Raw genomic sequence first — 25,736 nt, forward strand, 5'->3', positions numbered from 1 at the left:
TGCAAAATCCGTTCAATCCGTGTTATCTGTGTGCCATATTTTATCCTTTGGAACATATTGCGGACTGTCATAAAAAAATTTATGGTAATTATTTTGAAAACATCAAATTTTAAAAATAGTATACTGGAGAAATAACCATAAAAAAGAGGCCTTTTTAAAGAGCCTCCTATGTGATTCTGAATTACCGATATTAACTCTTACCGTTACTGGTATAGTCGATAGTGAGTTATCAATCTCATTATAAGATTAATATTCTCAGGTATTCAATCAGAATCACACTCAAAGATATTATTTATTTCTAAAAAAAACCACTCTAAATCAGCATTTTAACCAATAATTAACATGTCAATTTATTATATAAAAATTACTGTTTTTTAGCCATTTCAACCGTAAAAATTAGTTCAGAGAATTTTAATAAAAGAGGTTCCTAATAAATTGCACTAGAAAATAAGCAAACTAAAAAGTACTATTTTTGGTATATAGACCTAAAAAAGGAGGCCTTTTTACAGACCTCCAGTTTAGATTTTGGTTTGCTATTATCTACTAAGTTCCTTTCGGTAACTTGTGACTATCAAATACGCTTCTCTTTGCAGATGGCCATATTCAAGAACAAAGCAAAATCATACTCAAAGATAAGACAAATTCTATTTTAAACAAATCTAAAAGAGTACTTTAACCAATTATTAACGCATTGATTTTCAATAAATTAATAACGATACTAACTTATAGCGTCAATCACCTGATTTCTATACTAATCTACCTTGATAAAATTCAAAAAATATAAAATTCCTGAAAACACGGATACTTCTTTCGCGAACCAAGCTACAATACTTCAGCAGGGAGCACAAAAAAGGAGGCCTTTTTAAAGGGCCTCCGATTGTAGATTCTGATTCACCATTTATCAACTCATACCGTTCAGCATGAAATGACTATTTGAATAAGCTTCTCTTTTCAGATGGTTTTACTCAAGTGATTAATCAAAACCACATTCAAAGATACAACTTATATTAGTTAAATTTTTAAAAAATAACATTTTAACCATTAATTAACTTGTTGTTTTTTAATTAATTACAGTAGAGCATATTCTTTGAATACCAAATAACATACAGATTACTATAATCAATGGGCTACTCGTGTGGTATTGACACCACTCCAATGAAATTCCTAAAAAAATGTATCTTTGGAGGATTAAATTAAAACCGATAAAATGCAACTCGTTTTCGCTTCCAATAACAAAAACAAAATTCTGGAAATACAAAGTATGCTTCCTGATACAATCAAAATTCTAAGTTTAGAAAGCATCGGTTGTGATGAAGAAATTCCTGAAACAGCAGAAACCATTGAAGGTAATGCTGTTTTAAAAGCAAATTATGTTACCCGCAACTATGGTTATGATTGCTTTGCTGATGACACCGGACTTGAGGTGGATTCTTTAAATGGGGAACCCGGAGTTTTTTCTGCACGATATGCAGGAGAACAACGCAATGCAGATGATAATATGAATAAATTATTGGAGGCCTTATCGGGTAAGAATAATAGAAAGGCACAATTTAAAACGGTCATTGCATTAAATTTAAATGGCAAACAGCATCTTTTTACAGGAATCGCAAGAGGTGAAATCACTTTAGAAAAGACAGGTAATCAAGGATTTGGTTACGATCCTATTTTTAAACCTGAAGAATATCAGGAAACTTTCGCTCAATTATCATTAGAGGTAAAAAATAAAATTAGTCACAGAGGAAAAGCGACACTCCAACTAATAGACTTCCTGAAAGGAAATAAATAAATTTTTACAATACAACATTTTTATAACAATATATCCGATTTCGAGTCGTAATCTCACACTGAATTTACAAATCAAAATTCATAATTTGCAAATAAAAAATATAACTTTCTGATAATCAAATTATAATAAATCATTAAATCTTAAAATAGCATTAGTTTATATGAATTATAAACAGTAATTTTGCACCCTATTTTAAAAATACATATGAATAAATTTGAACAATTAGGATTGAGTGAATCGTTACTGAAGGCGATTTTAGATCTAGGATTTGAAAATCCGACCGAAGTACAGGAGAAAGCGATTCCCCTATTATTGGAAAAAGACACAGATATGGTTGCGTTGGCTCAGACAGGGACAGGGAAAACGGCAGCTTTTGGTTTTCCAGTTATTCAGAAAATTGATGCCAACAACAGGAATACACAAGCATTAATTTTATCTCCAACACGCGAACTTTGTTTGCAGATTACCAACGAAATTAAAAACTACTCTAAATACGAAAAAGGTATTAATGTGGTAGCAGTTTACGGTGGAGCTAGCATAACAGAACAAGCGAGAGACATAAAGAGAGGCGCACAAATTATTGTGGCAACTCCAGGAAGAATGCAAGACATGATTAATAGAGGTTTGGTAAACATATCTCAAATCAACTATTGTATTCTTGACGAAGCTGACGAAATGTTGAACATGGGTTTCTACGAAGACATCGTAAACATCCTTTCTACTACGCCAGACGAAAAAAACACATGGTTATTCTCTGCAACAATGCCTGCCGAAGTAGCACGTATTGGAAAACAATTCATGACCGATCCAATTGAAATTACAGTTGGAGCTAAAAACTCAGGTTCTGCTACAGTTTCTCACGAATTTTACCTTGTAAATGCACGTGACCGTTACGAAGCTTTGAAACGTTTAGCCGATGCTAATCCAGACATTTTCTCAGTAGTTTTTTGTCGTACCAAAAGAGATACACAAGCTGTTGCTGAAAAATTGGTTGAAGATGGATACAGTGCTGCTGCATTGCACGGAGATTTATCTCAAGCGCAACGTGATGGTGTAATGAAATCTTTTAGAGGAAGACAAATCCAAATGCTTGTAGCTACTGACGTTGCTGCACGTGGAATTGACGTTGATAACATTACTCACGTAGTGAATTATCAATTACCTGATGAAATCGAAACATACAATCACCGTTCAGGTCGTACGGGTCGTGCTGGAAAATTAGGAACTTCTATTGTAATCGTTACTAAAAGCGAATTGCGTAAGATTTCTTCAATTGAAAGAATCATCAAACAAAAATTCGAAGAAAAAACAATTCCTTCTGGAATTGAAATCTGTGAAATCCAATTATTACACCTAGCTAATAAAATTAAAGATACAGAAGTTGATCACGAAATTGACAACTATCTTCCTGCAATTAACAGCGTACTTGAAGGTTTATCGAAAGAAGAATTAATCAAGAAAATGGTATCGGTTGAATTTAATCGTTTTATCAATTATTACAAGAAAACCAGAGATATTTCTAATCAATCTTCAGTTTCTGAAAGACGTGATCGTGATGATAGAGATGGTGCTCCAAGAGAAAATAACAATGGTGGTGCAACAAGATATTTCGTGAACATAGGTTCTAGAGATAACTTTGATTGGATGTCATTGAAAGATTACTTGAAAGAAACATTAGACTTAGGTCGCGATGACGTTTTCAAAGTAGATGTAAAAGAAGGTTTCTCTTTCTTTAACACTGATCCGGAACATACTGATAAAGTAATGGAAGTATTGAACAACGTACAATTAGAAGGACGTAGAATCAATGTTGAAATTTCTAAAAATGATGGTGGCGGAAGACGTGATCATAATGGAAGAAGTTCTGGTGGAAGTTTTGGTGGCGGAAGAAGTTCAGCTCCAAGAAGAGAAGGTAGTTTTGCTCCAAGAAGAGAAGGTTCAGGCGGTGGATTTAGAAGCGATAGAAATTCAGCTCCTAGAGAAGGTGGATTTGGTGGAAGAAACGATTCCAGAAGCGCTGCTCCAAGAAGAGAAGGTGGTTTTTCATCTGACAGACCTAGAACTGAAGGTTCCTCTGATAGAGCACCAAGACGTTCTGAAAGCTTTGGTGATTCGCCAAGACCAAGAAGACCAAGAAGAGACTAACATTTAGTTAATTTTCTTATAATTATATAGAGAAACTACAAAATATTTAATCCTCTTTTATTACTTTTAAAGTTTTAAATGAGTTTATGAAATATTTTGTAGTTTTCTTTTTTTTAGTACTATCTGCAACCGCTTTCGCGCAAGTCACAGAACCTTCCCAAAAAGTCAATGGTATTATTATCAACAACAGCACTAAGCAGCCTTTGTCTAATGTAAATATCATCAACATCAATAAAGTAAGAGGTGCAACTACCGATTCGAGAGGATATTTCGAAATTGATGTCCAGCCAAACGATACTTTACATTTTACTATTTTAGGCTTCCAATCTTTAAGAGTCCGAGTTACAAATGACTGGATAAAAAATAAAAGCACCAAAATTCAACTTACCGAAAAAGCAATTGCGCTGGAAGAAGTAATCATCAGACCCTTTAATTTAACAGGATATCTTGAAGTTGATTCAAAATTAATTCCAACAAAAGAAAACTATCGCTACAGCATTTCAGGATTAACACAAGGCTATGAAGCGGGTGAATATTCTCCAAATGCCTTTGGAAGAGTACTTGGTTCTATTTTTAATCCAGCGGATATGCTTTATAATTTCTTTGGTAAAAATCCAAAAGAGCTCAAAAAACTAAAAGAAATGAAAAAGGATGATACGGTTCGAAATCTACTCGAATCTAAATTCGACAGAGAAACGATATCTGTACTTCTTGGCGTGGATAAAAATGAATTAGCCGAAATTTTACAGCGTTGTAATTATTCGGAAGCTTTTATACAAACAGCAAATGATTTACAAATTATGGACGCCATAAGTGGCTGCTATGAGGAATATAAGATTCTGAAGAAAAAATAATATAACAGTCTATAGTTTTAATCTAAAGATAATTTCAATCCTCAATTACGAAAAGTAGTTGGGGATTTTTACTTTAGAATACTTAAATTTGAGTTTTAGCAAAAATTTATTAATCCAATAAAAAACAAAATTGATGTCTAATATACCTTTCCAAGCTATCAATTGGGACAAAATAGAAAGAACAGAACATAAAGGAGAAACGGGAACAGCCTATTGGCAAACCATACAATTAGAATTAGACGGGTTACGAATTAGGAAAGTTATTTATTCTGAAGGTTATTTAGCAGATCATTGGTGCCAAAAAGGACATATTGTACATTGTCTCGAAGGTAATTTTATTAGCGAAATAGAGACTGGAGAATATAATAAAAACACCTAAAATCACAATTGTCTGTCAACGAAATGGGTAAGTAATCATGTATTCTATTGAATTTATCTACTAACATATTTATTTTTTTTCGTTGATTAAGTTTTCATAATCTTCTAATGTATCAATATCTACGACTCCTTTATCAAAAAATACGGTAGCTACATCCTGTTTCCTTTTTTTGATAATTTTTTTCGCACCAATATCTCCTTTAAGCAGCATAAGTTCTGGAAATACAGTTTTGTGAAAAAGTGCTGGAGTTCCCATAATACCTGCGTAAGAACAGGCTGAAATAGGTAATCCAGATTTGTTTTGAGAATCAATTAATTGGTCTATATGCTGATTGTTTATGTGGGGTTGATCACCAACAAGTATAATGACACCATCAACATGAGGATACATTTCATTCATTGAATTAAGGCCTTTTAGTAAGGAACTAGCCATGCCTTCTTTCCAATTTTCATTGATTACAATATCAAGTCCTGGAACATCAAGATTAGCTTGAATCAAATCGACATTTGCACCCAAAACTGCAATTACGGGATATAACTTTGATTGACAAGCAATCTTAGAAACATGTGTTATGAGTGTCATACCATCAAATTCAAGTAATTGTTTGGGTTTCCCCATTCGACTACTTGAACCTGCTGCTAATATTATTATTCCACATTGCTTTATATTATAACTCATTACAAACTTTGACATCTTTTATTTGAATATCTAATGAGCCTCTTGAATGAATGACTTCGTTTTTCATTTTTAGCATGCCGCCCATTTTTCCAGCCAACACCGATTGAATCTCTGCTATAATACTAAGCGCAATTTCTTCAGGTGTTTCAGCTCCAATATCTAAACCGGTTGGACTGTAAATAGTTGAAATTTTATCTTGACTTAATTCAAAGACATCTTGTTGAAAATCAGAAAGCATTTTATCAAATTTCTTTTTAGGACCCAAAATTCCAATATAAGGAAGTGAAGAACTACTTAATGATTTAAGCATTTGTAAATCACATCTATAACTATGTGTAACTAAAACAAAAAAAGTACGATTATGAACAGGAATATAGTCTAATGCTACATCGGGAGTGCAAACTACTATTTGTGATGCGCTTGGAAATCGTTCTTTATTTGCATGTGTACTTCTTCGGTCTATAATTCTAAAATCCCAACCTAAAATATCTGCAAATTTCATTAATGGAATAGCATCGTTTCCGGCACCTAAAACAACAAGTGAAATTGGAGGTTGAATGAATTCAAAAAAAGCGGTTGTGTTTATTTGTTCAAATTGATATTGTTTAAATTCTGATCGTTCATTTTTTAAAGCAATACTTGAATCATTTAAAATATATTCTTTAAAACATAAAAGAGGAATATCTCCAGAAATAGTTCCATTTTCTTCAAGCAACAAACAAGTGCCATATTGATTATTTTGATTGTTGTTTAAATCAAATAAAGTGACAATAACTGCATTTTGTTGATTGGCTAAAGCTTTACGTAATAATTCAATTGGATTATCGATTTTATCAGAATCGATGTATTCAAACAAAACTTGTATAATCCCATCGCACCCTAAATGGATCCCCATCTCTGAATCATCTGCTTTTGAAGTATCGTAAGTAAAAAGGGTGTGTTTTTGTTCAGAAATAGCAAACAACGCTTTTTTTAGTGCATCACCCTCTAAACAACCACCACTTATAGCACCTGTAATCCTTCCATCATCATTTACTAACATTCTTGCTCCGGGTCTTCTGTAAGAGGAACCATCTAAATGAACTACAGTTACTAGAGCTGATTTTTTATTTTCTTGATTTGCAACGTCGTATGCTTTTAATATTTCTTGAAGTTCTTTCATTTGAAAATTAGTAAGATTAAAAATAAATACTTAGAATAAATTAAGATCGAAAGGCATTTTTCTAATGCGTTTACCAGTAATTGAAAATATAGCATTTGCCAATGCAGGTGCGAAAGGAGGTAAGCCTGGTTCGCCTACGCCTTTTATCTTTCCGCCATCTGCAAGAATATGTACTTCAATTTCTGGCGTTTCATGGATACGTATCAATGGACTATCGTTAAAATTACTTTGCTTTATTTTTCCATTTTCAATAGTAATTCCAGGCTTTATAGCCGCTGTTAATGCCATGACTATAGCACCTTCAACTTGATTTTTAACGTTATTGGGGTTAACCACTTCTCCTAAGTCAATTACCGCAATAACTTTATCAATTTTAATGGAATTATCTTCGGCAATAGATACTTCAACTACATGAGCACATAATCCTGCAAAGAATCCCCATTGCGCAACTCCTCTACCTTTTCCTTTTGGCAACGATTTATCCCAATTGGAGACTTCCTTTAATTTCAATAAAACTCTTTTAGTATCTGATTCTTTGCTTAGCATTTGTAATCTGAAATCAAAAGGGTCTTTATTGATTTTATGTGCTAATTCATCAACAAAACACTCATGGGCAAAAGCGACTGTAGAACTGGTTACAGACCTCCACGCTGCTACAGGTACATGAAAATCGGCATAAACATACGAAGTTTTTATATTGGGAATTTCGTAAGCCTGTTCTCCAATTCCTTCCACCATAATCGCATCGACTTTTGATTTATCGAAACTTGAACCTACTGAATCAAAATAAGATGGGCTTATAACTTTGTGTTGAAAACTAATTAATTCTCCTTCTTTTGAGAAACCGCCTTTCAACTGTGAGAAAGTCATAGGACGTAATGCACTATGTTGTGTGGTATCTTCTCTCGACCAAATTACCTTTACTGGTTGGGCTATTTGCTTTGCTATATTCACAGCTTCTATAACATAATCGGTATACAGTCTTCTACCAAATCCTCCTCCAATAAATTTTGAATGTAACTTAATATTCTCGGGTTTTATTCCAATTTGACTATGAAGGTCATTTGGTCCTGAACCAGTAATTGCACTAGGAACCTGAGTAGATGTCCATATTTCGAGCATGTCGCCATTTACATGTGCTATACAATTCATCGGTTCGAGCGTATGGTGAGCCACCATAGGTGTTTCGTAAAATGATTCAATTGCATTCTCAGGTTCAATTTTAATGCTTTCTACATTTCCGATATTCTTATCAATTACGCCTGCCTCTTTGGAAAGGTTTCGCAACTTATTCTCGTAATCGGATAAATTGAAATTTTCATATCCATGGGTGTCCCATTCCACTTTTAATACTTTACGACCTTGAAGGGCAGACCAGTATGATTGTGCAATAACAGCAACTCCCGAATAATTATACTTTCCAACGATTCTTTTCGCTTCCACAACTTTAATAACTCCAGGTACTTTTAAGGTCGCAGCCGCATCAAAATTTTTTAAAGTCCCACCTATTACTGGAGATCTATATACAGTAGCATATACCATATTAGGTAATTCTACATCGATTCCATACTCAACCTTTCCAGAAACCTTCAATGGGATATCTGGTCGTTGAATTGATTTACCGATGATCTTAAAATCACTTTTATTTTTAAGCTTTGGTTCTTTAGGAAGCTCTAATTTAGATGCCTCTTCAATTAATTCTCCGTAAGAAAAAGATTTATCTGATTTGCTGGAATATACTTTACCATTTTCTGCATAACAAGACTCAATTCCAATTCCCCATTTAATACTGGCAGCCTTAATGAGCATCTCTTTTGCAGCAGCTCCAATTTTTCTATATTCATTATAATTACCTCTAATAGAAGAACTTCCTCCAGCTGCTTGACCACTACCAAATTGTTTTTCACCACTAGTTTGAACAATAGTTATTTCATCAAGCGAAACTTCTAATTCTTCTGCTATAAGAGCTGGAATAGATTGAAAAGTACCTTGACCCATTTCAGGCTTAGTGTTGAAAATTGTTATTTTACCGCTTTTCTCTATCTTTATAAAAGGAGTAAAATTACTAGGTGCATCTATAATAAAAGCTGTGTTTGCAAAACCATTAGAAGTAGCTCCTAACCATAATGCTAAACTTGCTTTACCTGTATTTTTAATAAATTGACGTCTTGATACCATTCAGTAAGTATTTATAATTTATAAATTCTCTTATGCTACTAATTAAAATGTAACGAGTTAATATGCGTGATAGTCCTTTGAAGTAGCTTTTTTAGCTTGTTGTATTTCAGCTGGTAAAACTGCCTTAGCTTCATTTCCCCATGAATTTCTGACATAGTTTAAAACATCAGACACTTGTTTATCTGTTAATTTATTACCTGGCATTTCTCCATCATAATTTACACCATTAACTACAATTGGTCCACGTAATCCAGTTGAAATAACTCTTATTAATCGATTTTTATCCCTTAAATAATCTGATTTTGCTAATGGTGGAAAAACCCCTTCTATACCATTTCCGTCTTCCATGTGACATGATGCACATTGAGTATTATAGATAGATTTACCGCGCGAGATACTTCCTTTTAAATCAAAATTTTGATTAAATGATTGAAGCGCTAATGTGAATAATAAAACAATTAATATTGAGAAACCTATTTTCATTTTGATATAATTTTAAAATTAAACTTTTGTTAATTCGAAAGGAAGCTTTCTAATACGTTTTCCAGTCAAATCAAATATTGCATTTGTTAAAGCCGGTGCAAACGGAGGTAATCCAGGTTCTCCAACACCTCCGGCATCCGAATCGTTTTCCATTATATGTACTTCAATTGGAGGGATATCTGATATACGGGGCATTTTATAATTGTTGAAATTATTTTGAACCGTTTTACCTTCTTTGAAAGTAATTTCATGAATTGTTGCAGCACCTAATGCCATAACAATACTTCCTTCTACTTGCGCTTTAATTATATCAGGATTTACATACCATCCACAATCAATTACCGCCCAAACTTGATCAATTTGAAGTTGATTTTCTATATTTTTGGAAACTTTCACAATTTGACCAACTGTGCTACCAAAACATTCCGTTATAGCAACACCATATCCTTTACTTTTATTTTTCCACCCTGAAACCTCTTCCAATTTATCAAGTAAATTACGGCTCCTTTCATCTTTAAGATAGGTTCTTCTAAACGCTATTGGATCTTTCCCTGATTCAACTGCCAACTCATCCATAAAACTTTCATACGCGAAACCATTTGTAGAAGCATATACAGAACGCCACCACATAGTAGGAATTGGTGTTTCAAAAGGAATATCAACAATACTTAAATTCTTGATGTTATCTAAGTATGGCTTTAAAAATCCCTCTGTTGAACTTCTGTTAGCTACATCCTTTGCTCCACCTCTCCAATGATTATTGTTTTGACCTGCAATTGATACTTTAAAAGCGCTTATTTCATTATCTGAAACCACCCCTTGACAACGATATGAAACTCCAGGTCTGTAAGGCCCTTGCGTCACATCATCTTCTCTAGACCAAATAACCTGAACTGGCGCCCCGATTTCTTTGGAAATCATAGTAGCTTCATGTGGATAATCCATAAAAGCTTTTCTACCAAATCCACCTCCGAGGAAAGTCATATTAACAATAACTTTTTCCCTTGCGATGCCTAATTCTTTACTGATGTAATCTTGAACCCATTCAGGAGCTTGTATAGGTCCCCATATTTCTACTTTATCTTTTTGATAATGTGCTATACAATTCAATGGCTCCATACAACTATGGGACTGATAAGGCGTTGTATACACTACATCTATTTTCTTTTCTGCTGATTGTATAATTGAATTTGGGTCTCCTTGTGAAAGAAACGAAAGTCCCTCTTCTTTTTGAAGTGCTTCATCCATTCGACGATAAATATCATCTGTACTCAAATGTTCAAATCCGGTATCGTCCCAGTCCACTTTTAATGCTTTTTTCCCTTTCATGGCAGCCCAAACAGAATCAGCAACAACTGCTACACCCTCTCTGAACGTATTGAAAACGCCCATTCGAACCACAAAAACCTGTTTTACGCCTGGAATTTTGCGAGTTTCCGAATCATCAAAACTCTTTACCTTACCACGAAGTCTAGGATTTCGTTCGACCATTGCATAAAGCATTCCTGGTATCACTTTATCTATACCAAAAACGGCTGTACCATTTATTTTCAAAGGCGTGTCTTGTCTTTGAAGTGGCTTTCTAATTAATTTATATTCTGATGTTTTTTTTAATATTACATTCTTTGGTATATTAAGTTTTGATGCATCTAAGACTAATTCACCGTAGTGTAATTTTTTACCGCTTAGTTTGTGAAATACACTGCCGTCTTCCGCATAACAATCAGATTCAAGAGCTCCCCATTTATTGCTTGCTGCTTTGATTAACATTACACGAGCAGTAGCACTAAGGTTCAATAGGTTTTTATACGACCCTCTAATACTGGAACTACCTCCTGTAATTTGATTTCCATACTTCACATTATCGCCTGGAGCGAAAACTATGTTTACTTTATCAAGATCCACATGAAGTTCTTCAGCAATTATTTGAGGTATCGATTGATATACTCCTTGTCCCATTTCGGCTCTATGACTATAGAGTGTCACTTTACCTGAAACATCAATATATATCCATGAATTAAGCTCAATTCCGCGATTCTCAGCATCAATAGCTGTGATTAATTCCGCTTCTTTAGCATCAGCAGGTAAATAATACCCTAATGTAAGTGCGACTCCTGTTAAACCAGATAGTTTTAAGAATTTTCTTCTTGAGATATTGTCTACTTTCATAAAGCAATTATTAGTATGAAATAATTAAATATTACTCTTTTGAAGGTTTCGTTTCTGATGCTTTTTGGATAGCACGTTTTATACGCGGATAGGTTCCACATCTACAGATATGACCCTGCATTGCTGCATCAATGTCTGCTTCAGTAGGAGAAGCATTTTTGGATAATAATGCTGCGGCAGCCATAATTTGCCCCGATTGACAATACCCACATTGAGGGACTTGTTCTTCTATCCAAGCTTTTTGAACCGGATGCGAGTTGTCTTCTGATAATCCTTCTATGGTAGTTATATTTTTATTTGCAACTGCAACAACGGGTAAAGAACAGGATCGAACTGGTTGACCGTTTAAATGAACCGTACACGCACCACATTGTGCGATTCCACAACCGTATTTAGTCCCTTTTAAACCAACAAAATCTCTGATTGCCCAAAGAAGTGGCATTTGAGGATCTACATCGACTGGATAATCTTTTCCATTAATTTTGAGATTAATTATTGCCATATAATATTGTTTTTTAAGTAAATGAAACGCATGACATTTGTCAATGCAAGATAATTTATTATATAATTTTAAATTTATAAAAATCAAACAAAAAAATACAAAAATCAAGCAATTATAAAATTCATATTTTAATAAATAGGCCCATAGGGTTTTCATTGTTGCTTGATTTACAAGCTATAAAAAAAAGAAGAAGAAAAACTTAACTAAAATAATGCGGGCACAAAAAGAGACAAACCTGACTCTCTAACTCCTTTTATCTTTCCACTATAAGCAATTTAAGTCTTTAAACTAATTTAGAACTTTTGCTAAGTGAGAATTCCGTTAATTAACTTAAAGATAAATGTTTTTTCTATTTCTTGTTAATTTAAAATTTCGGCACTCTTTTTTGGTTACTAATTGCATTTTTTATATTATATTCTTTTACATTTTCAACCTTCTTCTATAGATTAAACCAATAAGAAAGTTTTAAATTAACAGAACGATAAGTAGGGCCAAATTCGCGTGTATAATAGTTATCGTTGTAAACCAGAAACAGGTCTGATAGTGGTGCAAATCGCCATTGTAATCTGGAGTTAATACCTAAATTACTTTTTTGATTACTATATTGAACAAGTGTCGACCAAAACAAAGACTTGGAAAAAGTAAGGTCAAATTTTGGACTAATCAAAACAATATCCGCTTTTGAATATGGAGCAGGTAAATCAATTCTATCGTAGTTAGCAACTAAGCTAATCAAAGCCTTCGGCATGATTCTTAAGTTTGCTGTGCCACTAAATGAATAACTTTTTCCATTAAAAAATTGCCCAACGGTTGCGGAACTTTGGAAGGTAATCATACTTGAATTTTTAGAAGTAAACGATACATTAAATTGATTAAATGTATAATCCATATTACCAGGTAAAGGTGTTGCTCCAGGAGTCCTTGTTGGATCAAAATCACCAGTAAGAAAGACATTATTCCACATGTAACCGAAACTCAATATTGACTGATTTCTGAATTCGATGTCTTGAGTTAGCCATATAATATGGTCTGTTTTCTTAAAATCCATTTGTGGCTTAAAAAACATTAAATTCATGATTCTTGGCGTGTACTTATTAACGACTCCACCTTTGGCATAAAAAGTTCTTGCAAATCCAGTTCCTGATTTAAAAATATCATTTCTTGGAATAAAACCTAAGTCTGCTCTAAAATCTTTATCTACATATACCCAGTCACTAATAATGTTGTATTTTCTGGTATTATAAATCATAACTGCTTGAGAAGACAAATTACCGCTAACATCTCCAGGTTGAAAGGATTTGTGTAGATAAGCCTTTCCCGTCCAGGTATTATCTGCCGAAGCTAAATTATAGTCCATTCCTATCACTCGGTTGTATTTATCATTAGCCAATTGATAATCATAATTACCAAATGTTTGGCGGTTAACAAAGAATACCCCAACATTGGAACGACTAAACAGCTTGCGTTGCAAAGCAAACATGGAATTATTGTTTGAACCGATTCTATTAGCCGGGTCATCAGCAGTTTGTAAACTCAACAGACCCACTCGCCAGTTTTGATCAATTTTTCCGCTTAAACGCACACCACCTAAAATTTTATTTTCGATGGTTCTGCCCAAAGAATCACGAACAATTCCAATTCTCCTTGAGAAAAATGGTTTCGCATCATTGTAGGTGTTTCCAAAATTGGCAAAAAGATCACCATTATCAATAAAAAATTGTCTTTTTTCTGGCAACGATAATTCGAATCGGGTAATATTCGTTACAATATTATCCACTTCTACATTAGAAAAATCAGGATTAGCAGTGATATCCAAATTAAGGCCATTACCAATTGCTATTTTTGCATCTGCTCCAAAAGCAAAATTATTGCCTGTTACATTATTCGAAAAATCTTTAGATGTTACAGCATTCATATATGGAATAACATAGATTGGAGGGCGATTTTTACCTAAAGGTTTTTCAAAATGCATTTCCCCTAAAAATGCCAAATTAACCAATAATTGATTTTGAGGTACTCTGGACCACGCACTTTGTTCATTAGTTTGTAAATCCCAACGGTAGGCCTGAAAACGCCACGTTTGCCCACCTTCCTTAAATTTCAATGAACTAAAAGGAATAGCAATTTCCAAAACATAATAGTTTTCATAGGTTTTACCTTCGGATTGCCACTTAATATCCCAAGTTGAATTAAGGGAGCCTGTGGAAGAACCACCTCCCGAAACTAAAGATTCTCTTTGTACTCCATAAGGATTCACACTAAACATGAAGGCATTTGTAGCATCATTAAAAGTGTCAAAAATTAAGGAAACATTATCATTAGTTGAGCCACTAAAATCTCTTCTTAATGAGTTAACAATAAATTTTCCATCCTTACTTTCAGCCCGAATCCCAATATACAAAGTAGTTTCATTGTATGTCATTCGGACTTCGGTTTTATTATTAGACTTTAAAGAATCTGTTGGGAAAAATTGCCAAAAATCAGATGCTAAATCTGTACTTTGCCAAACGGGTTCATCTAAAACTCCGTCAAGATTAATTTTTTCGGTTGAATATTTAACAAAAATACTTCTCTTTGATTGCTGGGCGGAAAGTTGATTGTGAAATATAAAAATTAAAAAGGTAATAATTAAAAGGTGGTTTGGTTTCATGCTTTTTATTTCAAAAATAATAGTTCATTGTATACTATTTTTTTTTATTAGCTCAATGACTAATTTTTTAGACGAACATATTAAAAAAAAGTTGTTCATCTAAAAAGTTGGGAGTTAGTCTAAAAAATGAATTAATTGAAATCAAAATAGGTTATATTATATACCTTTATTTAAAAAAAATTATGTTTAGTAAAGGTGGAGTTATTAAGTTCAATATTATTTTTTGGAGCTTATTATTCTTATATAAATGGATAGGGATTGGTGCATTGAGTAATGAATATGAAAAGTATTTTGTTTACTCCATATTCCATATTCCTGTTGCTTTTTTAACAGCAACCTTAACCTTTCATATCGTATTTGAAAAATTGCATGACACAAAAAACAAAGTCGTTTTTTGGTCTTATATAATAGCTATTGCTCTGTTTTTTGTTTTTGCTAAAAGAGCATTTAGCTATTTCTATTTTGAACCAAACTATCTTCCTAAAGATGAATTTGACGAAAATTTCTTTTCGATTCCTAAGCTCTTATTAGAATTGGTAAGTTTGTATTTAATGGTAGGTATGTATGGAATGTTTTACTTTATAAAGCATTGGTCTAATCAAAGACAGGTTCTTGATGCTCTAAACAGAGAAAAAGTAAAGTCAGAATTGGATTTATTGAAATACCAAGTTCATCCACACTTCTTATTTAACATGTTAAATAATATTTACTCGACGGCTATTTTAAAAAGCCCTGAGACTGCAAGCCAAATACTTCATCTTTCTAATTTTATTGAATACAACTTATACCATTCAAAAAAAGAACTAGTCCCTTTGAATGAAGAATTTGATTATTTGGAAAATTTTATTGAATTACATAAAATTCGTTTAGGTGATAAACTAAATGTTGAAATAAACTTACCTAAGAACTCTGAAGAACTTTTTATTCAGCCGTTACTATTACTGCCATTAATAGAAAATAGTATCAAACATGGGGTAAATAACTCTATCAAGAAATCTTGGATAAAAATTGAAATTGATATCAATGAGGAACTTAAGGAATTGAGTTTTAAAATATCAAATAGTGTTGAGGAACCATCAATTACGAATATAAATTCTGAAAAAGGTGGAATGGGATTAGAAAACCTAAAAAGACAATTAAAACTTTACTATCCAGAGAGACATCTTTTGAATATCTTAAAAGAAGATGGACTTTATATGGTAGTCCTTAAAATAATATATTAAATGTATAAATGCCTGATAATTGATGATGAAGTGCCTGCAAGAGCACTAATTGCAAATCATCTATCTAATTTGCCCGATTTTGAAATTATCAATTCATTTGATAACGCCATAGAAGCTTTTGTTTTTTTACAACAAAATGAGGTTGACCTAATTTTCTTGGATGTACAAATGCCACGCATGAGTGGGTTAGAATTACTTAAGTCTTTAAACAAAAAACCAAAAGTAATTTTAACCACTGCATATAGAGATTATGCTGTTGAAGGTTTTGAATTAGAAGTATTTGATTATTTACTAAAACCTATAAGTCAAGAACGATTTTTAAAATCAATTTCTCGATTTATTAATTCGGAATCAAATATGAATCAATTGCCTAATGTTGAGGCACAAAACGAACTGTTTATTTCTCTGAAAGTAGGGAAAGAAAATAAACAAGTAAATGTAAACAACATCTATTTTATTGAGGGCTTGAAGGATTATATAAAAATCGCTACAACGGAAGGAATCCTTGTTGTATATGAAAGACTAAGAACAATGGAAAAGATTTTACCCGAGAGTCGTTTTTTTAGAATACATAAATCCTTCATTGTTGCCAAAGAACAAATTACTAACTGGAATACTAATAGTGTTACTGTAAACAACAGGAATATCCCTATTGGAAGAACCTATAAAAATGATTTTTTAGAGAGAGTTAAAGATTAATTTTTTAAACATGATAAAAAAATTGATTTAAAAATTAACCACAAAATCCATCATTTAGAGCAGACGAAAACATCCCTTTTTAACGCAAAAAGGAGAGTTTAATTCGTAAGAAAATTAATTCATAATCTGACCCCGAGTTCAAATCTCTATCTCGCTACCAAATCAAAACTCAAAGTTCTTTCATTTTTAATTATTTTTTGTAGTTACGAGTGGAAAACACTTAAATTTGAATTTTAGCCAAAATTTTATTAATCCAATAAACAAAATCCATGTCTAACATACCTTTCCAAGCCATCAATTGGGACAAAATAGAAAGAACAGAACATAGAGGAGAAACGGGAACTGCCTATTGGCAAACCATACAATTAGGTGGGTTACGAATCCGAAAAGTTATTTATTCAGAAAATTATGTGGCAGATCATTGGTGCCAAAAAGGACATATTGTGCATTGTCTGGAAGGTGATTTTATTAGCGAAATGGAGACTGGAGAACAAACAAATCTGTCTAAAGGGATGACTTATGTCGTTTCTGATGATTTAAGTTCTCATCGCTCTATAGCTGCTAATGGTGTTGAATTATTAATCATCGACGGGGATTTTTTAAAATAATATTTAAAACAAATCAAAATATTATATACATTTACTTACATCAAAAATTAAAAACAAAATCTAAATACCTATATCATGGCAAAAAGTCAAGACGCAAAGAAAACTTTGAAAAAAGAACCTCTGAAAACTGCAAAGGAAAAGAAAGAAGAAAAAAGAGAAAAGAAAAACAGTCCTAAAAGAGACTAAAATTTAGTGGTCAGTGTTCAGTTTAAAAAGAAGTGTTCAGTTATAAATACTGACCACTAAACAACTGAATACTGACCACTTTTTTCAATAACTGAATACTATTTTACTGGAATATTAGCTAAAATTTCCAATACAAATTTCCAGAATTTCTGAGAAGAAGAAATACTTGCTCTTTCATCCGGAGAATGTGCTCCGTGAATGGTTGGTCCAAAAGAAATCATATCCATTTCAGGATAATTAGTTCCCAGAATCCCACATTCCAATCCTGCGTGACAAGCCACAACTTTTGGTTTCTCGTTATTTTGTTTCTCGTAAATAGCAACCAGAACGTCTAGAATCTCCGAATTTACATTTGGAGTCCAACCTGGATAAGAACCTGAAAGTTCTACTTCACAACCTACTAATTCAAAAGCAGAACGCAAAGAATTAGCCAAATCATATTTAGACGTTTCTACAGAAGAACGGGTCAAACATCCTATTGAAATTTCACCATCTTTGATGATTACTCTGGCAATATTATTAGAAGTCTCTACCAGATTTTCCATATCGGCACTCATTCGATACACTCCGTTGTGTGCTGCATAAATCGCTCTGATAATTCCTTCCTGAACACCTAAATCCATTACTTTTTTCGGCAAATCGCATTTCACGATTTCGATAGTTAAGTTAGGTTCAGTAGTTTTAAATTCGTTTTTGATATCGTTAATGATTTCTTGCATATCAAAAATATAAGCTTCATCAAACATTTCGGAAATAATTACTTTAGCAACACTTTCTCTAGGAATAGCGTTACGCAAACTTCCTCCGTTGATTTCTGCCACTTGTAAACCGAAGTTTTCAAAAGCATCAAATAATAAACGGTTCATTATTTTATTGGCATTACCCAAACCTTTATGGATATCCATTCCGGAATGCCCGCCGTTCAATCCTTTTACCGTAATAATATGTCCAACAGAACCTTCTGGAACTTCCTCTTCGTGATAACTTCTTGTAGCCGTTACATCGATTCCTCCAGCACAACCAATGTCGATTTCATTATCTTCTTCGGTATCTAAATTCAAAAGTATTTGACCTTTAAGAATGCCTCCTTTTAAGTTCAAAGCTCCAGTCATTCCAGTTTCTTCGTCAATGGTAAACAAAGCTTCAATGGCAGGATGCGGAATGTCCTTGCTTTCCAGAATTGCCATAATTGTGGCAACTCCAAGACCGTTATCAGCACCAAGAGTTGTTCCTCTTGCGCGAACCCAGTCTCCATCCACATACATGTCGATTCCTTGTGTATCAAAATCAAAAACGGTATCGGTATTTTTTTGATGCACCATATCCAAATGGCCTTGAAGCACAATCGCTTTACGATTTTCCATTCCTGGAGTAGCCGGCTTGCGAATAATTACATTTCGTATTTCATCTTCAAAAGTTTCCAATCCCAGACTATTTCCGAAATTTTTCATAAACTCAATCACACGTTCTTCTTTTTTAGAAGGACGAGGCACTGCGTTCAAATCGGCAAACTTATTCCAAAGTGCTTTGGGTTCCAGATTTCTTATTTCTTGGCTCATTTATTTTTGTTTGAGGTTTAACATTTACAAGCCCCAAAGTTACAAAGTTTAAATTCTTTTCGATACTAATTGATATTGTAATTATCTTTACATTTTCAAAATTCATCCAGTGAAACCAAAATATTTTCTTTCCTTCTTTCTTTTTATCCAAATAATCGTTCTGCAGATTATTCCCTTTTTTCCGGAACATGTCGAGCAATTTTACAGCAATGGCTTGTATCCTATTATTGCTAAATTTTCGAGAATTGTTTTTGGCACAATTCCTATTTCTGTGGGTGATTTTATTTATTTTATTGTGATTTCCCTTATTTTAATATGGTTTTGGAACAAAAGAAAATCCTGGAAACAAGCATGGAAAAAGAACATTCTGGCTGTTTTAAGTTTTATTTCGGTTTTTTATTTTTTGTTCCATATTCTTTGGGCTTTCAATTATCATCGCCAACCACTTTTTGAGAAAATGGCAATTAAAAAAGAGTATTCTGATGCTGATTTATTGGCTTTCACCAAAAAATTAATCACCAAAACCAACGCCATTCAAGGTCAGATTACAAAAAATGACAGTTTAAAAGTGGTATTCCCCTACTCGCAAGAACAGGTTTTTGAAATGAACTTGAACGGCTATAAAAACCTATCCAGAGAATATTTTTATTTTTCTTACACCCATTTGAGTGCAAAAAAATCGATTCTCAGTTTGCCTTTGTCCTATATGGGGTTTGGTGGCTATTTGAATCCGTTTACCAATGAAGCCCAAGTAAATGATCTTGGCCCGATGTATAGTTTCCCAATGACAACCAATCACGAAATGGCACATCAAATGGGCTATGCCAGTGAAAGCGAATGTAATTTCATTGGATTTTTGGCTTCAGTAAAAAATGACAATTTATACTTTCAATATTCCGGATACAGTATGGCTTTACGCTATTGTTTAAGCAATTGGCAAGTTCGTGACGAAAAAATATTTAAACAATTACTAAAAACTGTTCATCCCGGAATTTTAAAAAACTACAAAGAAAGTGAGGATTTCTGGAAACAATACGAAACACCAATCGAAACGGGTTTTCATGCTTTTTACGACAGTTTCCTGAAATTAAACCAACAAAAAGATGGTATGGAGGGATACAGCAAATTTGTGAATTTGATGGTAAATTATTATAAGGAAAAAGCGTTGTGAGTTATAAATTATGAGTTTTAAGTTAGTCCCAAAAACTAATAATTTATAACTCATAATTTTCTAAACCTCATCACTAGTAAACGCAGTAAAACTTTTCTTTTTATATGGTCTGATAATCAAACGTCCTTCGCGGTCAAAACGGATGTAGTTGTACACCCAATTCAAGAAAACTACCGCTTTGTTTTTGAAACCAATTAAGGAGAACAAATGCACAAACATCCAAACAAACCAGGCAAAAACACCGCTGAAATGGTATTTAGGCAAATCGACTACGGCTTTATTTCTTCCTATGGTTGCCATGGTGCCTTTGTCATTGTATTCAAAAGCTTCCATAGGTTGCTTTCTAATTAATTTAATTATATTTTCTCCCAACAGTTTTCCTTGTTGCATGGCGGGTTGCGCCAACATGGGATGCCCTTGTGGATACTCTTCGGTTTCCATAGATGCAATATCGCCTACGGCAAAAATATTGTCATAACCCATTACTTGATTGAATTCGTTTACTCGAATGCGTTCTACTTTTTCAACCAGTGATTCCTCATCCAGTCCGGCAACAATAGCACCTTGTACACCTGCGGTCCAAATTACAGTGGCGGTATCAAAAGTTAAATCAGAATTGGTGAGAATCGTTCGGCCATCATAATTGATAACACGAACGTTTTTCCAGATTTTAACACCCAAACTGAGTAGAAATTTTTCGGCGGCTTGTGAGGATTTCTCGCTCATAGTGTTGAGAATTCTGTCGCCACTTTGAATGAGATTGATTTCCATTTTGGCAATATCAAGATCGGGATAATCTTTTTGCAAAATGGCTTTCTTCATTTCGGCCAAAGCGCCAGCCAGCTCTACTCCTGTTGGTCCGCCACCTACAAGTACAAAATTAATGAGGCTATTTCGTTCGGCTAAATCAGTGGTTAGCACAGCTTGTTCGAAATTTTCAAGAATAAGACTGCGGATATTAAGTGATTGCGGTATGGTTTTCATGGCCATGCTGTTGCGCTCTATTTCTTTGTTGCCAAAATAATTGGTTTTGGAACCAGTCGCTATAACCAGATAATCATAACTGAGTTCCCCAATTTCAGCAATTACTTTTTGGTTCTTGGTATCAATTTCTGCTACTGTAGTCAATCTGAAATAAACATCATCGTATTCCTGAATTACTTTCCGGATAGGATATGCGATGGAACCCGCATCGAGTCCGCCAGTGGCCACTTGGTACAATAAAGGTTGAAAAGTATGGTAGTTGTGTTTGTCTAAAAGAACAACCTGAACTTTTTTACTTTTTAGTTTTTTGGCTAGTGCTATTCCTGCGAAGCCTCCACCTATTATTACTATTCTGGGTAAAGTTGAATTTGGGATGTTCATGTTTAAAATTTCTGAGTTGTTGATACTCAAAGATACAATGTTTTTCAACCTAGAATTCCATCTATTACTATCAAAATTTTTGTTTTTTGGAAAAATTCTTAAGAAATACTAAACGTGTAAACTAGCCGCGATGGCAATGGAAATCCTTTCTAGTCCTGAACTTGTTTCAGGATTCTGAAACAAGTTTAGGACTAGAAAGATTGAAATGTACAGCGGGACGAGTGTTTATTGTATTTCTAAAAAGTTGTGCTTCAAAATAAAAAAGTTGTAATTTGTAACAAAATTGACTTGAGTCAGTCTAATGTGTTATGAGTGAAAATCTAGAACATTCTTTTGTAAAGCAGTTGCAGGAAAATCAGAATATAATCCACAAAATTTGTCGGTTGTATACTAATGGCGATGATGCACACAAGGATTTGTTTCAGGAAATCACGATTCAGTTATGGAAAGCATTTCCAAAATTCAGGGGCGACAGCAAATTTTCGACTTGGGCGTATCGCGTGGCTTTGAATACTGCTATTACTTTGTATCGAAAAACCAAACGATCGATAAGCACCATTGAATTTGAGGGAAGACAGCATTTTACTCATGATATCGAGTATAATTATGAGGAGGAAGAACAGATAAAACTCATGTATAAGGCGGTTTATCAGCTGAATGATATTGAAAAAGCACTCGTGTTTATGTATCTGGAAGATAAAGATTATACTGAAATAGCCGAGACATTAGGAATTAGCGAAGTAAATGCCAGAGTTAAAATGAATAGAATAAAAGGGAAATTAAAAAAAATATTAAATCCATTAGGAATATGAAAGAGCTGGATTTATTGAAAAAAGACTGGCAGAAGAATGATAATTCTTTTGAACAAGTTTCGGAAATAGAAATTTACAAAATGATTCATAAAAAATCGTCTTCGATTGTAAAGTGGATTTTGGTTATCAGTATTTTGGAGGTTTCAATATGGACATTGATTAGCTTGGCTTTTAATACTGATGATTATTTTAAGAAACTGAAACACGATGAATTAATCCAATATTTTGAGGTGCTAACCATTTTTAATTATGGCGTGATACTGGTTTTTATCTATTTATTTTATAAAAACTACATTTTGATTTCGACAACTGCTTCCACAAAACAGTTGATGAAAGACATTCTAAAAACCCGAAAAACGGTCCAATATTATGTTTGGTATAATCTTGGGATGATTGTTTTTAGCTTAATTATAGGTTTTGTAATTGCCTTTTCTTACAATCCTGATGTAAGTATTTTGAAGGATAAAATTGCCAACGACGGAAAAATTATGGCCATCACAATAGGCATTCTAATTTTGACTATCGCTGTATTTTTTGGGATATTCTGGTTATTTTACAGGTTATTGTATGGAATCTTGTTGAAAAGATTGTATGCCAATTATAAAGAATTGAAAAAGATAGATTTGTAGCCTCGTTCTAAAGGCTACGTCCCAGAAATTTAAAAATGGAACACAGATGATACAGATTGAACAGATCTACACGGATATGATATATTAAAATTGTCACTAATTCACTAATTCCTTAATTAATCAAGTAGAAATTCATTTCTAATATTCCCATTGTCTTAAACGGTTTAGCTCTTCCTGTTCTTTTATTTCCTCAACTGGAATAACTTTTAAAAACGAAGGATGTTGCTCAATGGCATATTCCACTCTTTCAACAATTTCCTCAATTGTATCATTATCGTAATCAATATCCAAAGGCTCTTTGATGATAAATGACTGCAAGATTCCTTTCTTTTTCATGCGTAATCCTTTTTTATCAAACGAACGACGGAAACCATCAATAACAATAGGCACAACAATAGGTCTGTGTTGTTTGATAATATGAGCCGTTCCTTTGCGAACGGGCTTAAAAGATTTGGTAGTTCCCTGTGGAAAAGTGATTACCCAACCATCTTTCAGCGCTATTTTAATATTTTCAGTATCGTTTGGGTTTACTTCTCGTTTTTCGGTTACATCAACACCTTTGGCACGCCAAGTTCTTTCAACAGTTATTGCTCCTACATACGATAAAATCCTTGGTAATAAACCGGCTTGCATGGTTTCTTTGGCGGCAACATAATAAATATTCATCTTGGGTTGCCAGAGATAACATACATTTTTAATGGTATCGTCTCGCCCACTCAAGCTCGCATTAAAAACATGAAACATAGCCACAACATCGGCAAAATAGGTTTGGTGATTGGAAATAAAAAGTACGTTTGCATCCGGTAAATTTCTTATAATTTCCGAACCTTCAATTTGTAATTCATTAAATCCTCTATAACGTCTATGCGTGATGGCTCCGAAGATTCGGATCAACCATTTTTTTATAAATAATATGTGTCCAAAAGGATTTCTCTTAAATAATCCCATAAAATTGTGTGTATTTTTGTGAATTTGGACTACAAACTTACGAAATTTATATTTGAAGTTAATTACAGATTGTACAAACCTTATTGAAAACTACAAAGAGTTGAATACTCCTTTTTCAACAATTAAAAACAAATCCTTTCAACCTAAAACCTCTTTCAAAACCTCTTTCAATTCGCTCAACATCATGGCAGTAGCACCCCAAACAATATGCTCCTCTATTTTGAAAGCCGGGACAGTGATTTTACCCGCATAAGAAGTTGCCATTTCAGCACTGATAATTATTTCATCACTCAAGAAAACCGATAAAGGCAATTCAATTATATTTGCCACTTCATTAGGGTCAGGAATAAAACTGATTTCTTCTCTACTAATTCCTAAAAAAGGATGCACCATAAAATTACTTGGCGGAACATACAATTCTGTAAAAGGCTTTATAATTTCTATGTTTCTGGGAAGAATTCCTATTTCTTCATGGGTTTCCCGTAAAGCCGTATTTGCAAAAACGGCATCTTCCGGTTCAAATTTACCACCCGGGAATGCTATTTGGGAAGAATGGGTCCCTTCATAGGAACTCCGTACAATAAGCACCAAATGTGTTCTTCCATTTTTAGGATAAAACAACATCATGACGGCAGCTTTTCTTGATTTTTTATTATCAAAAATTCCATTTTTCAAAGCATCTATTCGCTCTAGAGGCGCCATTTTAATGTGCGCTTCAAATGCAGGAAGCTTTGCTTGAGCAAAATTGGGAACATATTTTAAAAAATCTTGAAAATCCATAATCAAAGTCTATTTTTGCATACCAAAAGATCTTATAAATATAGTTTAGAAAATAACGTTTAGCAAATTTTCTAAAATCAAATTCAAATAAATAAAAATGTACAGCAAAGAACAAACTCAAAAATTAAAACGAGAATTCTGGATCGCATTCGCAGAAAAATACCCCCGAAAATGGTTGCTATACGACACCAAAATCAAGGATTTCTCTTTCAAGTTCTATGTAGACAATAAAAAAGCCCAAGTTTTAATAGATATTGAACATCGAAATGATGAAAAACGAATTGCTTATTTTGAAAAAATAGAAGCACTAAAAAATATTTTAGAGGACGAATTCATTAAAGATTTGGTTTTCGAGAAAGAATTTAATCTCGAAAACGGCAAAACTATCAGCCGCATTTGGGTTGAAAAATTAGGTATTGGTGTTAGCAATCGCAACTATTGGGATGAAATATTTGACTTTTACAACGAGAAAATGAATGCTTTAGAGTTGTTTTATATGGAATACGATGATTTTATTAAAGATATTGAGAAAATTTAGGGCGTGACCCGTTGAAAAAACGGGTCGGGCTGTACGTTACAAGTCCTCGCTCTTCCTTCGTCAGGCTGTGGGCTTTTCACTGCCATCCCTCACGCAACATAACGAAATTACAATTCTAATTTTTTTACCGTATCAAATTGATATAAAAAAAGCCGCTTTAAGCCTACCGTCTGGACACAAGTTTAAAATAGGACACAGATAACACAGATTGAAAAGATTTACACAGATTTTA

At 33.5% G+C, this 25,736-nt stretch carries 22 protein-coding genes; 11 read left to right on the top strand and 11 right to left on the bottom strand.

All coding sequences use genetic code 11. The annotated features are described in order from the left end of the window. Window positions 1-1,207: 1,207 nt before the first annotated feature. The 4 genes from FNW38_RS14180 (at window position 1,208) to FNW38_RS14195 (ending at window position 5,164) form a co-directional block, all read left to right on the top strand. Window positions 1,208-1,786 (top strand): non-canonical purine NTP diphosphatase, encoded by a 579-nt coding sequence (locus FNW38_RS14180; RefSeq protein WP_143386390.1) that lies wholly within the window; start codon window positions 1,208-1,210, stop codon window positions 1,784-1,786. Between the two features lie 204 nt (window positions 1,787-1,990). Continuing rightward, window positions 1,991-3,931: a DEAD/DEAH box helicase gene (locus FNW38_RS14185; protein WP_143386389.1), complete on the top strand. Its 1,941-nt coding sequence runs from the start codon at window positions 1,991-1,993 to the stop codon at window positions 3,929-3,931. A gap of 86 nt (window positions 3,932-4,017) precedes the next feature. Then, complete coding sequence (locus FNW38_RS14190) at window positions 4,018-4,785, top strand: carboxypeptidase-like regulatory domain-containing protein (protein WP_143386388.1); 768 nt, start codon at window positions 4,018-4,020, stop codon at window positions 4,783-4,785. A 133-nt stretch (window positions 4,786-4,918) separates the two neighbouring features. Further along, complete coding sequence (locus FNW38_RS14195; RefSeq protein ID WP_185963150.1) at window positions 4,919-5,164, top strand: DHCW motif cupin fold protein; 246 nt, start codon at window positions 4,919-4,921, stop codon at window positions 5,162-5,164. 69 nt (window positions 5,165-5,233) lie between these two features. Here FNW38_RS14195 and FNW38_RS14200 read toward each other — a convergent pair whose 3' ends face one another. From FNW38_RS14200 to FNW38_RS14230, 7 genes are all read right to left on the bottom strand, one after another. After that, a complete protein-coding gene (locus FNW38_RS14200) occupies window positions 5,234-5,857 on the bottom strand; it encodes a nucleotidyltransferase family protein (protein ID WP_235890210.1) in 624 nt (207 codons plus the stop codon). Continuing rightward, entirely contained in the window at window positions 5,832-7,004 is a 1,173-nt protein-coding gene (locus FNW38_RS14205; RefSeq protein WP_143386387.1) for an XdhC family protein, read from the bottom strand. The genes FNW38_RS14200 and FNW38_RS14205 overlap by 26 nt, the downstream gene beginning before the upstream one ends. 30 nt (window positions 7,005-7,034) lie before the next feature. Continuing rightward, window positions 7,035-9,182: a xanthine dehydrogenase family protein molybdopterin-binding subunit gene (locus tag FNW38_RS14210; protein WP_143386386.1), complete on the bottom strand. Its 2,148-nt coding sequence runs from the start codon at window positions 9,180-9,182 to the stop codon at window positions 7,035-7,037. Between the two features lie 57 nt (window positions 9,183-9,239). Next, window positions 9,240-9,665 (bottom strand): c-type cytochrome, encoded by a 426-nt coding sequence (locus FNW38_RS14215; RefSeq protein WP_143386385.1) that lies wholly within the window; start codon window positions 9,663-9,665, stop codon window positions 9,240-9,242. 18 nt (window positions 9,666-9,683) lie between these two features. Further along, the gene (locus tag FNW38_RS14220; protein WP_143386384.1) at window positions 9,684-11,834 is read right to left on the bottom strand and encodes a molybdopterin cofactor-binding domain-containing protein; all 2,151 of its coding nucleotides are present in this window, start codon (window positions 11,832-11,834) and stop codon (window positions 9,684-9,686) included. Between the two features lie 31 nt (window positions 11,835-11,865). Further along, on the bottom strand, window positions 11,866-12,336 hold the full coding sequence (locus FNW38_RS14225; RefSeq protein WP_317129746.1) for a (2Fe-2S)-binding protein: 471 nt from the start codon (window positions 12,334-12,336) through the stop codon (window positions 11,866-11,868). Between the two features lie 439 nt (window positions 12,337-12,775). After that, a complete protein-coding gene (locus FNW38_RS14230) occupies window positions 12,776-14,986 on the bottom strand; it encodes a carbohydrate binding family 9 domain-containing protein (RefSeq protein ID WP_143386383.1) in 2,211 nt (736 codons plus the stop codon). 107 nt (window positions 14,987-15,093) lie between these two features. On the opposite strand from FNW38_RS14230, the gene FNW38_RS14235 reads away from it, so the two are divergent. The 3 genes from FNW38_RS14235 (at window position 15,094) to FNW38_RS14245 (ending at window position 17,516) form a co-directional block, all read left to right on the top strand. Then, the gene (locus FNW38_RS14235) at window positions 15,094-16,209 is read left to right on the top strand and encodes a sensor histidine kinase (RefSeq protein ID WP_218043697.1); all 1,116 of its coding nucleotides are present in this window, start codon (window positions 15,094-15,096) and stop codon (window positions 16,207-16,209) included. Beyond that, window positions 16,210-16,908: a LytR/AlgR family response regulator transcription factor gene (locus FNW38_RS14240; RefSeq protein WP_143386382.1), complete on the top strand. Its 699-nt coding sequence runs from the start codon at window positions 16,210-16,212 to the stop codon at window positions 16,906-16,908. A 269-nt stretch (window positions 16,909-17,177) separates the two neighbouring features. Beyond that, window positions 17,178-17,516, top strand: coding sequence for a DHCW motif cupin fold protein (locus tag FNW38_RS14245; protein ID WP_143386381.1), 339 nt, complete (start codon window positions 17,178-17,180; stop codon window positions 17,514-17,516). A gap of 284 nt (window positions 17,517-17,800) precedes the next feature. Here FNW38_RS14245 and FNW38_RS14255 read toward each other — a convergent pair whose 3' ends face one another. Continuing rightward, complete coding sequence (locus FNW38_RS14255; RefSeq protein ID WP_143386379.1) at window positions 17,801-19,261, bottom strand: aminoacyl-histidine dipeptidase; 1,461 nt, start codon at window positions 19,259-19,261, stop codon at window positions 17,801-17,803. Window positions 19,262-19,370: 109 nt separating this feature from the next. On the opposite strand from FNW38_RS14255, the gene FNW38_RS14260 reads away from it, so the two are divergent. After that, window positions 19,371-20,432: a DUF3810 domain-containing protein gene (locus FNW38_RS14260; protein ID WP_143386378.1), complete on the top strand. Its 1,062-nt coding sequence runs from the start codon at window positions 19,371-19,373 to the stop codon at window positions 20,430-20,432. Between the two features lie 60 nt (window positions 20,433-20,492). Here the strand turns inward: FNW38_RS14260 and FNW38_RS14265 are convergent, their stop codons facing one another. After that, window positions 20,493-21,797, bottom strand: a complete 1,305-nt coding sequence (locus FNW38_RS14265) for an NAD(P)/FAD-dependent oxidoreductase (protein ID WP_144064929.1) — start codon at window positions 21,795-21,797, stop codon at window positions 20,493-20,495. Window positions 21,798-22,105: 308 nt separating this feature from the next. Between FNW38_RS14265 and FNW38_RS14270 the strand changes: the two genes are divergently transcribed. Beyond that, window positions 22,106-22,609, top strand: coding sequence for an RNA polymerase sigma factor (locus FNW38_RS14270; protein ID WP_144064930.1), 504 nt, complete (start codon window positions 22,106-22,108; stop codon window positions 22,607-22,609). Further along, entirely contained in the window at window positions 22,606-23,238 is a 633-nt protein-coding gene (locus FNW38_RS14275) for a hypothetical protein (protein ID WP_143386375.1), read from the top strand. Before FNW38_RS14270 ends, FNW38_RS14275 begins: the two co-directional genes overlap by 4 nt. Before the next feature lie 138 nt (window positions 23,239-23,376). Here the strand turns inward: FNW38_RS14275 and FNW38_RS14280 are convergent, their stop codons facing one another. Further along, window positions 23,377-24,186 carry a lysophospholipid acyltransferase family protein gene (locus FNW38_RS14280; RefSeq protein ID WP_144064931.1) on the bottom strand — a complete coding sequence of 270 codons (810 nt, stop codon included), beginning with the start codon at window positions 24,184-24,186 and terminating at the stop codon, window positions 23,377-23,379. Window positions 24,187-24,324: 138 nt separating this feature from the next. Then, complete coding sequence (locus tag FNW38_RS14285) at window positions 24,325-24,966, bottom strand: NUDIX hydrolase (protein ID WP_143386373.1); 642 nt, start codon at window positions 24,964-24,966, stop codon at window positions 24,325-24,327. Between the two features lie 97 nt (window positions 24,967-25,063). On the opposite strand from FNW38_RS14285, the gene FNW38_RS14290 reads away from it, so the two are divergent. Beyond that, window positions 25,064-25,504 carry a DUF4268 domain-containing protein gene (locus tag FNW38_RS14290; protein WP_143386372.1) on the top strand — a complete coding sequence of 147 codons (441 nt, stop codon included), beginning with the start codon at window positions 25,064-25,066 and terminating at the stop codon, window positions 25,502-25,504. Window positions 25,505-25,736: the final 232 nt, after the last annotated feature.

This window comes from Flavobacterium gawalongense, from assembly GCF_007097265.1.
Classification (GTDB): Bacteria; Bacteroidota; Bacteroidia; order Flavobacteriales; family Flavobacteriaceae; genus Flavobacterium; species Flavobacterium gawalongense.